Source organism: Streptomyces sp. NPDC051913, from assembly GCF_044593635.1.
In the GTDB taxonomy this organism is placed as follows: Bacteria; Actinomycetota; Actinomycetes; order Streptomycetales; family Streptomycetaceae; genus Streptomyces.
The window spans coordinates 51,906-67,109 of record NZ_JBIUCI010000026.1; the positions used below are offsets into that span (position 1 = coordinate 51,906).

Genomic DNA, 15,204 nt, shown 5'->3' on the forward strand with positions numbered 1-15,204 from the left:
GGTGAACACCGGCCCCGATACCGGATCGTGACAGCCGTCACGTAGCTTCCTACAAGTCAACGCGCGTAGAAATTTTGTGCGGGTAGTCTGAAGGAACCTGCTCAGCACCACACACCGGGAGTGCCAGTGGCACGCGTCGTAGTCGACGTCATGCTCAAGCCGGAGATCCTCGACCCCCAGGGCCAGGCGGTGCAGCGCGCACTGCCGCGTCTGGGTTTCGAAGGCATCTCGGACGTCCGCCAGGGAAAGCGTTTCGAACTGGAAGTTGACGGGCCGGTCGACGAGGCCGCCCTCGCCCGCATCCATGATCTTGCGGAATCCTTCCTCGCCAACACCGTGATCGAGGACTTCACGGTGAAGGTGGAAGAAGTCGCGGAGGCCGCGAAGTGACCGCTCGTATTGGCGTCGTCACTTTCCCGGGGAGTCTCGACGACCGGGACACCCAGCGCGCGATCCGCCTCGCGGGCGCCGAACCGGTCGCTCTCTGGCACAAGGACAAGGACCTCCACCAGGTGGACGCGGTCGTCCTTCCGGGTGGTTTCTCCTACGGCGACTATCTGCGGGCCGGCGCCATCTCCCGCTTCTCGCCGGTGATGGAGACGGTCATCGAGCAGGCCAAGGCAGGACTTCCGGTCCTCGGTATCTGCAACGGCTTCCAGATCCTCACCGAGGCCCACCTCCTCCCGGGCGGCATGCTCGGCAACGACCACCTCCACTTCATCTGCCGCGACCAGAAGCTGCGGGTGGAGAACGCGGACACCGCGTGGACCGTCGACTACGAGGCGGGCCAGGAGATCCACATCCCGCTGAAGAACATGGACGGCCGGTACGTCGCCGACGAGTACACGCTGGACAAGCTGGAGGCCGAGGGCCGGGTCGCGTTCCGTTACGTCGACTTCAACCCGAACGGCTCCCTCCGCGACATCGCCGGCATCACCAACGAGGCCGGGAACGTCGTAGGCCTCATGCCGCACCCGGAGCACGCCACCGAGCCGCTGATCGGCACCGGTCGTACCGACGGCCTCCCGTTCTTCACCTCGATCCTCAAGAAGCTGGTCAACGCATGAGCCGGACGCCTCTGGACACGGTCGAGCACGCGGCCGCGACCCCCGACGTCGAGCTGCCCTGGGCCGAACTCGGTCTGAAGAAGGACGAGTACGAGCGGGTCGTGGAGATCCTCGGCCGCCGGCCCACCGGTGCCGAGCTCGCCATGTACTCGGTCATGTGGTCCGAGCACTGCTCCTACAAGTCCTCCAAGGTCCACCTCCGCCAGTTCGGCGAGAAGGCCCCGCAGTCCGACGCGCTGCTCGTCGGCATCGGTGAGAACGCCGGTGTCGTGGACGTCGGCCAGGGCTACGCGGTCACCTTCAAGGTCGAGTCGCACAACCACCCCTCCTACGTCGAGCCTTACCAGGGCGCGGCCACGGGCGTGGGCGGCATCGTCCGCGACATCATCGCGATGGGCGCCCGGCCGGTGGCCGTGGTCGACCCGCTGCGCTTCGGCGCGGCCGACCACCCCGACACCAAGCGCGTCCTGCCGGGCGTCGTCGCCGGTATCGGCGGTTACGGCAACTGCCTTGGCCTGCCCAACATCGGCGGCGAGGTCGTCTTCGACGCCTGCTACCAGGGCAACCCGCTGGTCAACGCCGGTGCCATCGGCGTCATGCGGCACGAGGACATCCACCTCGCGAAGGCGTCCGGCGCGGGCAACAAGGTCATCCTGTACGGGGCCCGGACCGGCGGCGACGGCATCGGCGGCGCCTCCATCCTGGCCTCCGAGACCTTCGACGACGCCAAGCCCTCGAAGCGTCCCGCCGTCCAGGTCGGCGACCCCTTCCAGGAGAAGCTCCTCATCGAGTGCACCCTGGAGGCCTTCAAGGAGAAGCTGGTCGTCGGCATCCAGGACCTGGGTGCGGCGGGCCTGTCCTGCGCGACGTCCGAGCTGGCCTCGAACGGCTCGGGCGGCATGCGCGTGACGCTGGACGACGTCCCCCTTCGCGACTCGACGCTCTCTCCCGAGGAAATCCTCATGAGCGAGTCGCAGGAACGCATGTGCGCGGTCGTGGAGCCGGCGAAGGTCGAGCGGTTCCTGGAGATCTGCGACAAGTGGGACGTCATCGCCACGGTGATCGGTGAGGTCACGGACGGCGACCGCCTCGAGATCTTCTGGCACGGCGGCAAGATCGTCGATGTCGACCCGCGCACGGTCGCGCACGACGGCCCGGTCTACGAGCGCCCGTACGCCCGCCCGTCCTGGCAGGACGAGCTCCAGGCCGATGACGCCAACAAGCTTCCCCGACCCGCGACTTCGGACGAGCTGAAGCAGCAGGTCCTGAAGCTCGTGTCGTCCCCGAACCAGGCATCCAAGAAGTGGATCACGTCCCAGTACGACCACTTCGTGCAGGGCAACACGGTGCTGGCCCAGCCCGAGGACTCGGGCATGATCCGCATCGACGAGGAGACCGGCCTCGGCGTCGCCATCGCGACGGACGGCAACGGCCGTTACGCGAAGCTGGACCCCTACGCGGGCGCGCAGTTGGCCCTCTCGGAGGCCTACCGCAATGTGGCGACGACCGGCGCCAAGCCGCTCGCCGTCTCCGACTGCCTGAACTTCGGCTCGCCCGAGGACCCGGCCGTCATGTGGCAGTTCGCCGAGGCCATCCGTGGACTGGCCGACGCCTGCCAGCAGTTGGGCACCCCGGTGACCGGCGGCAACGTCTCGCTCTACAACCAGACCGGCGAGGTCGCCATCCACCCGACGCCCGTGGTCGCGGTGCTCGGTGTCATCGACGACGTCGCCCGGCGCACGCCCGTCGCCTTCCAGGAGGAGGGGCAGCTGCTCTACCTCCTCGGCGACACCCGCGAGGAGTTCGGCGGCTCGGCGTGGTCGCAGGTCGTCCACGACCACCTGGGCGGTCTGCCCCCGAAGGTGGACCTGGAGCGGGAGCGCCTCCTCGCGGAGATCCTGATCTCCGCCTCCCGCGACGGCATGATCGACTCCGCGCACGACCTGTCCGACGGCGGTCTGGTCCAGGCGGTCGTGGAGTCGGCGCTGCTCGGTGGCAAGGGCGCGCGTCTGGTCGTACCGGACGGGCTGGACGCCTTCACCTTCCTCTTCTCCGAGTCGGCGGGCCGCGCGGTCGTGGCCGTGCCGCGCTCCGAGGAGGTCCGCTTCAACGACATGTGCGGTGCGCGGGGCCTGCCGGTCACCCGCATCGGTGTCGTGGACGGCGAGACCGTCGACATCCAGGGCGAGTTCGCGCTCACCCTGGAGGAGCTGAGGAAGGCGCACGAGGAGACGATCCCGGCGCTGCTCGCGTAGGCAGTGGTACGACGGTGAAGGCCCCGCCCGGATCACGTTTCCGGGCGGGGCCTTCTCTGCTTGTCGGGCGTTCAGCGGACGTAGTTCTTGAGGATCTCCGTGTCCAACTCGATGTTCATGGGGCCGGGTACGGACACCTTCTCGCCGAACTTCGAGGTCTGGGTGCTGCGGTAGCCGCCGACCTGCCGGTTCGGGTTGCTGTGCACCGTGACCGTGCAGGAGTCCCGGTCGATCAGGAGGTACAGGGGGATCCCGGCCTGCCCGTACGCAGTCGGCTTCTCGTGCCGATCCCGCCGGTCGGTGTCCGAGTCGTACGAGGTGACCTCGACGACCATGAGCGCGCCGTCCGGGTCGGCCCACTCACCCTGTCCCGCGAAGTGGGCCTCGGGCGCGAGCACTGCGTCCGGTTTCGCCCTGCCTTCCCGGTACGCCTCCACCCGGAGCCCTTGGCCGTAAATCAGGTCTAGGTCGGGCCTGGCCTGCATACAGCGCCGGGCCAGCCAGGAGACGATGGCGTTGTGGTCTCCGTCTGCCACCTTCTTGACTCCGATCCGTCCGTTGATGAACTCCAACGTGACGGTCTCGGGAGCGGCGGAGGCGATCGTTTCGAACTCCACCACCGACATCTGAGACGTGCGCTCGGCCATAACCGTCATGTTGCACCCCCTTCCAGGCGGAAGCCAGTGTTGTCCGGGGCCCGGCGCTGCGGGGCGGCTTTCGCAGCCGATCACACGTACGAGTGATCGTCCCCACGTCGAGCGGGGACGGGCTCTGAGGACGAGGCCCCCGCCTTCGGCAACCGCAGCGCCAGCGCCACCCCGAGCCCCATCAGTGCCGCCCCGCACAGGAACACCGTGTCCATGGCGGAGACGTACGACGTCATGTCCGTGCCGTCGCTCAGCCTGCTGATCAGGGTGCCGAACAGGGCCGCGCCCAGGGCCGTGCCGAGGGTCTGGAAGAAGCGGATGCCGGTGGTGGCGACCCCGAGCTGGTGGCGGGGTGCCGCGTCCTGCACCAGCTGGATGAGCTGGCCGATCAGCTGACCGAACCCGGCGCCGACGAGGAGCAGTTCGGCGCGCAGCCACCACAGCGAGGTGTCGGTTCCGGTGGTGGCCAGGAGGAGGAAGGCCACGGCGGTGACGGCGGACCCCGTGACCACGAACGTCCGCTCGGACCAGCCGCGTTCGGTGAGCTTGCCTGTGACGATGCCGACGACGGTCATACCGATGGCCATGGGGAGGAGATACAGCCCCGCCGAGGAGCTCGCGATGCCCCGGACGACCTGGAGATAGACCATCACGTAGTACATCGAGCCGACCATGGCCGCGCCGACGAGCCCCTGGATGGCGAAGCCCCAGCGAAGTTCCGGGACCCGGAACATGGAGAGCGGCAGGATCGGCTCGGCGGCGGTGCTCTGGCGGCGCAGGAAGAGCGCGAGGGAGGCCGCGGAGGCCAGCGCCAGCCCTATGACCTGCGGTGACGTCCAGTCGTACTCCTTGCCGCCCCATTCGGTGACCAGCAGCAGCGTGGTGGAGAAGGCGGCGGCGAGGGCCGCGCCGGGGAAGTCGATGCGGTGGCGCTCGGTGTGCCGGGGGAGTTTCAGGGCGAGTGCGGAGGCGATCAGGACGGCGATGCCGATCGGCAGGTTGACGTAGAAGATCCACCGCCAGCTCGCGTGGTCGGAGAGCACGCCGCCGATCCACGGGCCGAGTGCCATGCCGCCGCCCGCGACGATGCCGCCCATGCCCGCGCCCTTGCTGTCCTTCTCCTTGCCGGGGTCCTTGAGCTGGGCGATCACCACCATCGTCACGCTCATCAGGCCGCCGGCGCCGATGCCCTGCACCGCCCGGGCGGCGATCAGCTGGCCGATCGACTGGGCGGCGCCGCACAGCGCCGAGCCGAACAGGAAGGTGCCGACGGCCCCGAGGAAGACCTGCTTGGCGCCGAGGGTGTCGCAGAGCTTGCCGTAGAGCGGGAGCACCGCGGCCGAGGCCAGCGAGAAGGCGCTGACCAGCCACGGGATCTTGTCGATGCCGTGCGCGGGGTCGAGGTCCCGGACGATCGGGACGGTCGCCGCGGACACGATCTGCATGTCCAGGACGGCCAGCACGATCGTGGCGAGGCAGACGAGGAAGCCGATCTTGCGCTGGGTTTCGGTCATGGGCAGCACCATGCCCGAGGATTGTGTACCGAGTCAATGTTTTATCTCGGATCAAATTTCATCCTGGTACAGCGATGCTTGGTAGGGTGCCGCCATGGCTTTTGCTGAGGGCATGGGGCTGCGCGAGCGCAAGAAGCTTCAGACGGCGATACGGATCTACCGGACCGCGGTGGCCCTGTTCGACGAGAAGGGCTTCGACGCGGTCTCCGTGCAGGAGATCGCCGACGCCTCCGAGGTCTCCAAGATGACCGTCTTCAACTACTTCGGTACGAAAGAGGACTTGGTCTTCAAGCCGATGGAGGAGCACTTCTCCGACCCGGCGCGCGCGGTGCGCGAGCGCCCGCCCGGCGAGTCCGCGTTGGAGGCCGTACGCCGGCAGTTCCTGGAGATGATCGAGGCCCGCGACCCCTCGGTCGGCCTCAACGCCGAGCCCTTCGCCCGCCGCATCCGCTCGGTCATCCTGGCGACACCGGTGCTCCGCGAGAGGGCCTACCTGACGGCCGAGAAGGGCGCCCGCGAACTCGCCGACCTGCTCATCGAGGAGACCGGTGAACGGACCTCGTCGCTGATCGTGGCCGCCACGCTCACCACCGTCCGCCAGGTCCTGGTCGAGGAGCACCATCTGCGCATCGACGCCGGCGAGAGCGTCGAGGAGGTCGCCGCCGACGCCGCCGAACGGGCCGAGCGGGCCTTCGCGTTGGTGGAGGGCGGCCTTGCCGGGTACGCCGTCGGACAGGCCTAGGCTGGCCCCCATGCCACCGGCCAAGAAGCGCACCCGCAGCTACGACCCCGCCAGGATCCGCACCGCGGTGCTCACCCAGTTCGGGCACGTACGCCAAGCCGTCGGCACCCTCACCCCGGAACAGCTCGCCGCCCCCACCCGGCTCGGCGACTGGACCGTCCGCGACCTCGCCGCCCACGTCACCATGGCCGTCGGAGCCATCAGCCGCGCCCTGGAGGCCGAGGAACCGCCGAGGCGCACGCTCGCCCTCCTGGACTGGCCCGCCACCACCGCCGGCCGCGCCGAGGACATCTCGGACGGCACCCAGGAGCTCGCCGCCGCCCACCCCGACCTCGACGCCCTCTACACCCGCACCGGGGAACGCTTCACCGAGAGCCTCGACCGGGCTCCCGACGACCGCCTCATCGGCAGCCGCACCGGCGCCATGACCCTCGCCGACTACCTGGTCACCCGGACCGTCGAACTCGTCGTCCACACCGACGACCTGAACGCCGCCGTCCCCGGCCTCGACATCCCCCACGACCGCCAGGCTTTGGCCGCCTGCACCCGCCTCCTCGCCGACGCCCTCGCCGCGAAGGCCCCCGGCGGCTCGACCGAGGTGCGGGTGCCGCCGTTCGCGGTGGTCCAGTGCGTCGAGGGGCCCCGGCACACCCGCGGCACCCCGCCCAGCGTCGTCGAGACCGACCCACTGACCTGGATCCGGCTCGCGACCGGGCGGCTGACCTGGAAGGACGCCGTCGAGGAGGCGAAGGTGAGCGCGAGCGGGGAGCGGGCGGACCTGGCCGGACTCCTTCCCCTGATGGGCTGACCGGGGACGGCGGGCAGGGGGTGTCGGTGGAACCGGCTTCCCGCCCCACCCGTCCCAGCGGCATGGACACACAGCGAATCACCCTCGCCGTCCTGACCGTCCTCCCGCTCGCCGCGGCCTGCGGAACCGAGCAGGCCGACGGCGGTTCGGTCAGCGCCGAGCGATCCGTCACCGGCGTCCACTGGAGCGTCGACAGCGTCACCGTCGACGGCACCACCCACCGGGCCCCCACCGGGGCGAACGTGACGATCGAGGACGGCAAGGCGGCCGGCAACTACGGCTGCAACCACTTCACCGCCAAGGTCGCCTTCGAGGACGGCGCTCTCCGGCTCAGCGACACCACGACCACGGAGATGGCCTGCGAGGAACGGCCCATGGCCTTCGAGACGACCCTCGCCCGCACCCTCGCGAGCAGCGCCCTGAAGACCGACGTCACGGGCGACCGGCTCACGCTCACCACCGACGACGGCGACAGGGTCCGGCTGACCGAGGAGAAGGACGCCCCGCTCCACGGCACCCGATGGGACATCACCTCGCCCGCTCCCACCGGTGAGGCCCACCTCAGCTTCGACGAGAAGACCGGGAAGGTGACCGGCAGCCTCGGCTGCAACAAGGTGACGGCGACTGCCACGGTCCGCGACGGACATATCACCCTGGGCGCTCCCGCCACCACCCGAATGGTGTGCGACACCTCACTCATGAAGACGGAGAAGGCCCTCCTGGGCCTCTTCGACAGCACGGTGAAGTACGAACTGGATCATCGCGCCCTCACGCTGACCAGCGAAAACGGAAAAACCACCAACGCGGTCGCGGCCGAGTGATCCCTTAAAGGTCCGTATCCCCAATTCGGACCAGTGGTCGACCTCGCCTACACTCGGGGACGTGCCACGTGGTGACGGTCGACTCAATCATGATCTGCTCCCCGGCGAGAAAGGCCCCCAGGACGCGTGTGGCGTCTTCGGTGTCTGGGCTCCGGGTGAAGAGGTCGCCAAGCTCACTTACTTCGGGCTCTACGCCCTCCAGCATCGGGGCCAGGAATCCGCGGGTATCGCGGTCAGCAACGGCTCCCAGATCCTCGTCTTCAAGGACATGGGCCTCGTTTCCCAGGTCTTCGACGAGACCTCTCTCGGTTCGCTCCAGGGTCATATCGCGGTCGGTCACGCCCGCTACTCGACCACCGGTGCCTCCGTGTGGGAGAACGCCCAGCCGACGTTCCGTGCCACGGCGCACGGCTCGATCGCGCTCGGCCACAACGGCAACCTGGTCAACACGGCGCAGCTCGCCGAGATGGTCGCCGACCTCCCCAAGGACACCAACGGCCGCTCGACCCGCGTCGCGGCCACCAACGACACCGACCTGCTCACCGCGCTCCTCGCGGCCCAGGTCGACGAGGACGGCAAGCCGCTGACCATCGAGGAGGCCTCCTCGAAGGTCCTCCCGCAGGTCCGAGGCGCCTTCTCCCTCGTCTTCATGGACGAGCACACGCTCTACGCCGCCCGCGACCCGCAGGGCATCCGCCCGCTGGTCCTCGGCCGTCTGGAGCGCGGCTGGGTCGTCGCGTCCGAGGGCGCCGCCCTCGACATCTGCGGCGCGAGCTTCGTCCGTGAGATCGAGCCGGGCGAGTTCATCGCCATCGACGAGAACGGTCTGCGCAGCTCCCGATTCGCGGAAGCGAAGCCCAAGGGCTGTGTCTTCGAGTACGTGTACCTCGCCCGCCCCGACACCGACATCGCCGGCCGCAACGTGTACCTCTCCCGTGTGGAGATGGGCCGCAAGCTGGCCAAGGAAGCCCCGGTCGAAGCCGACCTGGTCATAGCGACTCCGGAGTCCGGCACCCCGGCCGCCATCGGCTACGCGGAGGCGTCCGGCATCCCGTTCGGCGCCGGCCTGGTCAAGAACGCGTACGTCGGCCGTACGTTCATCCAGCCCTCCCAGACCATCCGGCAGCTCGGTATCCGCCTCAAGCTGAACCCGCTGAAGGAAGTCATCAAGGGCAAGCGCCTGGTCGTCGTCGACGACTCGATCGTGCGCGGCAACACCCAGCGGGCGCTGGTGCGGATGCTCCGTGAGGCGGGCGCCGCCGAGGTCCACATCCGGATCTCCTCGCCGCCAGTGAAGTGGCCCTGCTTCTTCGGCATCGACTTCGCGACCCGCGCCGAGCTCATCGCCAACGGCATGACCATCGACGAGATCGGCACCTCGCTGGGCGCCGACTCGCTGGCGTACATCTCCATCGACGGCATGATCGAGGCGACCACCATCGCCAAGCCGAACCTGTGCCGCGCCTGCTTCGACGGCGAGTACCCGATGGAGCTCCCGGACCCCGAGCTGCTCGGCAAGCAGCTCCTGGAGACCGAACTGGCCGCCGGTCCGGCAGCCACGGCGGCGGCCGACGCGATCCGTCGCCCGTAAGCCCTGCAGTACGACACGAAAGTTCTCACCGTCATGTCTGAGACAACTGGTGCCAGCTACGCAGCCGCGGGCGTCGACATCGAAGCGGGTGACCGCGCCGTAGAGCTGATGAAGGAGTGGGTGAAGAAGACCCAGCGCCCCGAGGTCCTCGGCGGCCTCGGCGGTTTCGCCGGTCTCTTCGACGCCTCCGCCCTCAAGAACTACGAGCGTCCCCTCCTCGCCTCCGCAACGGACGGCGTGGGCACGAAGGTGGACATCGCCCGTCAGCTGGGCGTCTACGACACCATCGGCCACGACCTGGTCGCGATGGTCATGGACGACATCGTGGTGTGCGGCGCCGAGCCGCTGTTCATGACCGACTACATCTGCGTCGGCAAGGTCCACCCCGAGCGGGTCGCCGCGATCGTCAAGGGCATCGCCGAGGGCTGTGTCCTGGCCGGCTGCGCCCTGGTCGGCGGCGAGACGGCCGAGCACCCCGGTCTGCTGGGCCCGGACGACTTCGACGTCGCCGGCGCCGGTACGGGCGTCGTGGAGGCCGACCGGCTCCTCGGCCCGGATCGCATCCGTACGGGTGACGCGGTGATCGCCATGGCGGCCTCCGGTCTTCACTCGAACGGGTACTCGCTCGTCCGGCACGTCCTGCTGAACCAGGCGGGCCTGCCCCTGGACGCGCGGATCGACGAGCTGGGCCGCACCCTCGGCGAGGAGCTCCTGGAGCCCACCAAGATCTACTCGCTGGACTGCCTGGCACTGACGCGGACCACCGACGTGCACGCCTACTCGCACGTCACCGGTGGTGGCCTCGCCGCCAACCTGGCCCGCGTCATCCCCGACGACCTGCACGCGATCGTCGACCGCTCCACCTGGACCCCGGCCCCGATCTTCGACCTCGTCGGCAGGACCGGCTCGGTCGAGCGGCTGGAGCTGGAGAAGACCCTGAACATGGGCGTGGGCATGATCGCCATCGTCCCCGAGGAATCGGCGGACGTGGCGCTCACCACCCTGGCCGATCGTGGGGTCGAGGCATGGATCGCGGGCGAGATCACCGACCGCGGTGACCACACCACGGGTGCGGAACTGGTCGGCGACTACGCCGTCTGACAGTCAGGACGCCGACAGGCAGCGCAAAACCCGGTCCGGTGGTGTGGACCACATCGGACCGGGTGAAGCACAGCTGGAGCGTCAAGCGCCGCGGCGTTGCTGCGACGACGGACCGGACTGGTCGTCCTCGTCCTCATCGTCGTCGTTGTAGAGATCCGCGTACTGGGAGTACGGGTCGTCTTCGTCCTCGTCGTCCTCGAACGGCTCGCCATTCGGCGGCTGGCTCGAAGTCGAAGCGCCCAGCTCATTGGCCAGACGCGACAGGTCAGTCCCGCCGCTGCTGTACTTCAGCTGGCGGGCGACCTTCGTCTGCTTGGCCTTTGCCCGGCCGCGCCCCATGGCTCGACCCCCTCGGATACGGGGCTCGGTGGCCCCAGAGTCTTGACACGCGTTCATGATCTGGAACGGGCTCTCCGTGGAGAGACCGGTCCGTAGGGCTTCCACGGTACCTGAGCCCGCGCCCATACGGTACGTCGCCCGCAGGACGTGCCTGGCCCCAGAACCCTCGAGGTGCCCTGTCCTCGCTGGTCAACCGCGATTTTAACCACTTCTTGGCGGCCGACCCGCCGACGAACGTGAGAGTTCTCTCTAAGTGCCCGTCGGCGGGTACCGCTCACGGCCCGGCCACGACGATCAGCGCGCCCTGCGCGCCAGCGCCGCCTCGTGCATCCGCTGCTCGGCGATCCGGTCGGCCGCGGCGGCCGGCGGGATGCCGTCCGCCTTCGCACGCGCGAATATGGCGAGCGTGGTGTCGTAGATCCTCGCCGCCTTGGCCTTGCAGCGGTCGAAGTCGAAGCCGTGGAGCTCGTCGGCGACCTGGATGACGCCGCCCGCGTTCACCACGTAGTCCGGCGCGTAGAGGATGCCGCGGTCGGCGAGATCCTTCTCCACGCCCGGGTGCTCCAACTGGTTGTTGGCCGCGCCGCAGACGATCTTCGCCGTCAGCGCCGGCACGGTGTCGTCGTTCAGGGCGCCGCCCAGCGCGCAGGGGGCGTAGATGTCCAGGCCCTCGGCGCGGATCAGGGTCGCGGTGTCGGCGACGGCCGTGACGCCGGTCGGATGCGCCGCGAGGATGCGGCCCACGGCCTCCTCGCGCACGTCCGTGATGACGACCTCGGCGCCCTCCTCGCGCAGGTGGGTCACCAGGTGGTGGCCGACCTTGCCGACGCCCGCGATACCGACCTTGCGTCCCGCCAGCGAGGGGTCGCCCCACAGATGCTGGGCGGAGGCCCGCATGCCCTGGTAGACGCCGAACGCGGTGAGCACGGAGGAGTCGCCCGCGCCGCCGTTCTCCGGCGAACGCCCGGTCGTCCAGCGGCACTCACGGGCGACGACGTCCATGTCGGCGACGTACGTGCCGACGTCGCAGGCCGTGACGTAGCGACCGCCCAGGGAGGCGACGAACCGACCGTAGGCGAGGAGCAGCTCCTCGCTCTTGACCGTGTCCGGGTCGCCGATGATCACGGCCTTGCCGCCGCCGTGGTCGAGCCCGGCCATGGCGTTCTTGTACGACATCCCGCGCGCGAGGTTCAGGGCGTCGGCGACGGCCTCCTCCTCGGTCGCGTACGGGTAGAAGCGCGTGCCGCCGAGTGCGGGGCCCAGCGCGGTGGAGTGGAGGGCGATGACGGCCTTCAGGCCACTGGCACGGTCCTGGCAGAGCACGACTTGCTCATGACCGCCCTGGTCCGAGTGGAACAGGGTGTGCAGGACGCCGGCTGATACTTCGGTCACTGTGGTGACTCCTGGATGCGTAGCGGCGGTTGGGACCAGCTCCCGTAAGGGTGGCGGGCGCTGTGGGCACGAGATTAGAGCCTGGCTGCACCCGCCCACCTCGCCGTGCTCAGGATCACCTACCCACGGAGTACCCCCGTGCGACGATTTGCATAGATTTCCCGCCCGTTTGTGAGCGGGTTCCGCAGGTTTTCCTGGCAGTGGGCGGGGGAGGGAGCAGGCGTGCCCAAGGTGTCCTCGGTGGTCGTCCCGTACCCGACCTATCTCCGCGTGTACGAACCGCTGGCCGCCTTCCCGGAGGCGGAACGCGGCCACTGGGCCCGCTACGCCCGCCGCCCCGACCGTCCCTCGTACCAGGACGAACTGCGCCGCTCGCTGGCCGACTTGCTGCCCACCCCGCCGATCCCGGTGCCGGTGCACGAGAGCAGCGACGCCTTCGTGCTGGACGTCGACGGCGTGGTCTGCGTCTGCCCCTGGCGGACCCGGCTGCGCGGCTGGCAGGCGCTGGAGGAGCTGGCCGAGGAGCTGCCGAAGCCGGTCCTGGAAGCGGTGCTGCCGGAGGTCGTACGGCTCCAGGCCGCCAAGGATTACGAGCGCTGGCTGATCCGGAACCCGGACGCCCGCCCCTGGATCCGCTCCTCGACCTGGCAGGTGCCGCTGCACTGGTTCGTGCTGGTCGGGGACGAGGAGCGGTCCTTCGACAAGGGGTCGGGGGACATCCCGCCGATGCTGCGCTACCGGACGCCGATGGTGCAGGCGCGGCGGCGGGTGGCGCGGGCCCTGCGGACCCTCAAGGACACGCTCGACGAGGGGCCGCTCATCGACGGCCTGGTGGACGTGGGGCGTTGGCTGGAGGAGTTCCATCCGCGCTCGCTGGTGGAGCTGGACTACGGCGGCCTCGTGCACGTACTGCCGGCCGGCGAGCTGGAGGACGACCACTCGGCGGCGGACGTGGCCGAGGGCATCGAGGCGCTGCGGCAGGGGGACGGGGCGGCGGCGGGGGAGGCGTACGGGCGTCTGGTGGAGCGCTGGCGGGCGGTCAGGGACCGGCGCTCGGCGAACTGAGCGCGGCTCAGATAACGAACGGACGTTTGACGTGACGCTCGTTTTGGGGTTTTGTCCTCGCACTGAGTTGCCTGTGTGCCTTGAGGCTCTCCCGACATGGGACGTACGTCACGATCCGGGCGTTCGCCTCAACTGAGGCTCAAGTGCGGTCAAGCGTGATGGACCGCACGTACCTGGCTCTTGCGTCTCTTCCCCCTCCTCATGCCAAAATAGGACAAGGGGCCCGGGGGAGGTTCCGCTTTGGGGGGTCTGGTGACTCCTGATCGCTCTGTGACTGATCGTCACAGCGGCGTGACTGTCCGCTATGGCATGGTCCATCGGCCTCTGTCGCCGATGAACACCTGGGGGGCAATTCCATCGGTTTGGCCGACGCGGCTGGACAGATGGTGTAGTTGTAGTGCCGAGGACAAGCCGTTCGTCCTATAACCGACTCGACTCGCGTCCGCCATTTCGGGCAACGCGGGTCAAGGTGCAGAATTTAGAGGAAAGAACCGAGAACGATCGGTTCTCCCGAGGAGGCCGCTCATGACCGCTCGCACCCCTGATGCCGAGCCGCTGCTGACCCCGGCTGAGGTCGCCACCATGTTCCGTGTGGACCCGAAGACGGTCACGCGGTGGGCGAAGGCCGGGAAGCTTACTTCCATCCGTACGCTCGGCGGGCACCGCCGCTACCGCGAGGCGGAGGTCCGTGCACTGCTCGCGGGCATCCCGCAGCAGCGCAGCGAGGCCTGAACCAACTGAATAACGGGCAAACCGGCAGGTCCCCCAACGTGCCGATACGCCCGTGACAACGCTTCAAAAGCTCCAAGCGACGCGGGTTCCGCCCCAACGGGACCCTCGCCCGAGCTCATCCCAGAACCTCACAGGGTGCGTCGTCGATCGCGCTGGACTCCGCCGGGTCCAGCGCGATCTTTTTTGTGCGTGCGGCGACCCCTGCGCATGGCCCCTGTGAGCGGGCTTGTCGGAGTCTGGGGAGGGGTGTCGGATCTCCTGTGGGTGGCCCTCCGAGCTGGTGCAATTGCACATATTAAATTGACCAGTTGTAGGCGAGGTGTAAGTACCTCGGTTTCAGAAACTCATGCGGTGACACCCGTCACATGCCAGAGTCCTTGTTGCGTCTGACTCGGGTGCGCTAGAGGAGGCACGCGTTCCACCGCCCCACGGTGGTACGGGCGTTGGGGCCGCCGACGGTCACGCGTCGGCGGGACTTTCGTCCCCCGCCGGCTCACCGGCCCGCTCCGTGGCCCGCGGTGGGGAGTCCATGGCCAGTCGCAGCAGCTGATGGCAGATCGGGCAGTGGCGCGTCAGATGTCGATAGGAGGAAGCGGCCGCCAGATGGGCACGGAGCAACGCCCGCGTCTCGTGCCTGACCGAAGCCGCCATACGCCACCTCCAGGGCCGCACGGGGAACGGGCCCTGGTTTCTGGGTACCGACCGAATGTGACGCCGTCAAGACGGCGTGAGGCGACTTGGGGGGCTGCGTGGGGAGACGTCCACCTGGTCGACGCTCCAAAAGACCCCGGATCCGATGGTCGACGCACGAAAAGAGGCCCGGATCCGAAGATCCGAGCCTCTCACTGCGGTCCTGACGGGATTTGCTGTACCCGATTGCGGCTGCGCCGCGGGCGCGGCCTCCATCTTGACCGGGTGGCGAGTCGGCTTGGAGTGTGAGGCGAGCATGAAGAAGGCCCGCGTTCCCCGAAGGGTGCGGGCCTTGCTTCTCACTGCGGTCCTGACGGGATTTGAACCCGCGGCCTCCACCTTGACAGGGTGGCGAGCACTCCAAACTGCTCCACAGGACCAGGTTTCGCGGCGCTTGTTCCTGCGTTGCGCTGCGAGACAGGACTGTACAGGAGGGTGAG

The 15,204-nt window shown here is 68.8% G+C and carries 15 protein-coding genes and 1 tRNA gene; 10 read left to right on the plus strand and 6 right to left on the minus strand.

All coding sequences use genetic code 11. The features are described 5' to 3' along the window. Positions 1 to 126: 126 nt before the first annotated feature. Genes purS through purL form a run of 3 tightly spaced genes read left to right on the plus strand, consistent with a single transcriptional unit; the run spans position 127 to position 3,322 of the window. Complete coding sequence (gene purS / locus ACIHIX_RS43790; protein ID WP_015659417.1) at positions 127 to 390, plus strand: phosphoribosylformylglycinamidine synthase subunit PurS; 264 nt, start codon at positions 127 to 129, stop codon at positions 388 to 390. Further along, the gene (purQ, locus tag ACIHIX_RS43795) at positions 387 to 1,067 is read left to right on the plus strand and encodes a phosphoribosylformylglycinamidine synthase subunit PurQ (RefSeq protein WP_399966199.1); all 681 of its coding nucleotides are present in this window, start codon (positions 387 to 389) and stop codon (positions 1,065 to 1,067) included. The genes purS and purQ overlap by 4 nt, the downstream gene beginning before the upstream one ends. Further along, on the plus strand, positions 1,064 to 3,322 hold the full coding sequence (gene purL / locus ACIHIX_RS43800; RefSeq protein WP_399966200.1) for a phosphoribosylformylglycinamidine synthase subunit PurL: 2,259 nt from the start codon (positions 1,064 to 1,066) through the stop codon (positions 3,320 to 3,322). The genes purQ and purL overlap by 4 nt, the downstream gene beginning before the upstream one ends. 71 nt (positions 3,323 to 3,393) lie before the next feature. Here purL and ACIHIX_RS43805 read toward each other — a convergent pair whose 3' ends face one another. Further along, positions 3,394 to 3,978 carry a Uma2 family endonuclease gene (locus tag ACIHIX_RS43805; protein ID WP_399966201.1) on the minus strand — a complete coding sequence of 195 codons (585 nt, stop codon included), beginning with the start codon at positions 3,976 to 3,978 and terminating at the stop codon, positions 3,394 to 3,396. A gap of 71 nt (positions 3,979 to 4,049) precedes the next feature. Beyond that, positions 4,050 to 5,483, minus strand: coding sequence for an MFS transporter (locus ACIHIX_RS43810; RefSeq protein WP_399966202.1), 1,434 nt, complete (start codon positions 5,481 to 5,483; stop codon positions 4,050 to 4,052). 94 nt (positions 5,484 to 5,577) lie between these two features. Between ACIHIX_RS43810 and ACIHIX_RS43815 the strand changes: the two genes are divergently transcribed. From ACIHIX_RS43815 to purM, 5 genes are all read left to right on the plus strand, one after another. Next, the gene (locus ACIHIX_RS43815) at positions 5,578 to 6,225 is read left to right on the plus strand and encodes a TetR/AcrR family transcriptional regulator (RefSeq protein WP_399966203.1); all 648 of its coding nucleotides are present in this window, start codon (positions 5,578 to 5,580) and stop codon (positions 6,223 to 6,225) included. A 10-nt stretch (positions 6,226 to 6,235) separates the two neighbouring features. After that, positions 6,236 to 7,033, plus strand: coding sequence for a sterol carrier family protein (locus ACIHIX_RS43820; protein ID WP_399966204.1), 798 nt, complete (start codon positions 6,236 to 6,238; stop codon positions 7,031 to 7,033). A 62-nt stretch (positions 7,034 to 7,095) separates the two neighbouring features. After that, positions 7,096 to 7,854, plus strand: a complete 759-nt coding sequence (locus tag ACIHIX_RS43825; RefSeq protein WP_399966206.1) for an META domain-containing protein — start codon at positions 7,096 to 7,098, stop codon at positions 7,852 to 7,854. Between the two features lie 61 nt (positions 7,855 to 7,915). Continuing rightward, positions 7,916 to 9,445, plus strand: coding sequence for an amidophosphoribosyltransferase (purF, locus tag ACIHIX_RS43830; RefSeq protein ID WP_399966207.1), 1,530 nt, complete (start codon positions 7,916 to 7,918; stop codon positions 9,443 to 9,445). A gap of 33 nt (positions 9,446 to 9,478) precedes the next feature. Then, a complete protein-coding gene (gene purM / locus ACIHIX_RS43835) occupies positions 9,479 to 10,546 on the plus strand; it encodes a phosphoribosylformylglycinamidine cyclo-ligase (protein ID WP_399966208.1) in 1,068 nt (355 codons plus the stop codon). An 81-nt stretch (positions 10,547 to 10,627) separates the two neighbouring features. On the opposite strand, the gene ACIHIX_RS43840 is transcribed toward purM, so the two are convergent. Then, complete coding sequence (locus ACIHIX_RS43840) at positions 10,628 to 10,885, minus strand: DUF3073 domain-containing protein (protein ID WP_399966209.1); 258 nt, start codon at positions 10,883 to 10,885, stop codon at positions 10,628 to 10,630. A 294-nt stretch (positions 10,886 to 11,179) separates the two neighbouring features. Then, positions 11,180 to 12,277: a Leu/Phe/Val dehydrogenase gene (locus tag ACIHIX_RS43845; RefSeq protein WP_399966210.1), complete on the minus strand. Its 1,098-nt coding sequence runs from the start codon at positions 12,275 to 12,277 to the stop codon at positions 11,180 to 11,182. 222 nt (positions 12,278 to 12,499) lie between these two features. Between ACIHIX_RS43845 and ACIHIX_RS43850 the strand changes: the two genes are divergently transcribed. Together ACIHIX_RS43850 and bldC are read left to right on the plus strand one after the other, a co-directional pair. Next, positions 12,500 to 13,342 (plus strand): hypothetical protein, encoded by an 843-nt coding sequence (locus ACIHIX_RS43850; RefSeq protein WP_399966212.1) that lies wholly within the window; start codon positions 12,500 to 12,502, stop codon positions 13,340 to 13,342. Between the two features lie 525 nt (positions 13,343 to 13,867). After that, complete coding sequence (gene bldC, locus ACIHIX_RS43855; protein ID WP_003949541.1) at positions 13,868 to 14,074, plus strand: developmental transcriptional regulator BldC; 207 nt, start codon at positions 13,868 to 13,870, stop codon at positions 14,072 to 14,074. A gap of 459 nt (positions 14,075 to 14,533) precedes the next feature. Here the strand turns inward: bldC and ACIHIX_RS43860 are convergent, their stop codons facing one another. Both ACIHIX_RS43860 and ACIHIX_RS43865 read right to left on the minus strand, forming a co-directional pair. Further along, positions 14,534 to 14,725, minus strand: a complete 192-nt coding sequence (locus ACIHIX_RS43860) for a DUF6274 family protein (protein WP_399966213.1) — start codon at positions 14,723 to 14,725, stop codon at positions 14,534 to 14,536. A 344-nt stretch (positions 14,726 to 15,069) separates the two neighbouring features. Beyond that, positions 15,070 to 15,144 (minus strand) — tRNA-Asp (locus ACIHIX_RS43865). Between the last annotated feature and the right edge of the window lie 60 nt (positions 15,145 to 15,204).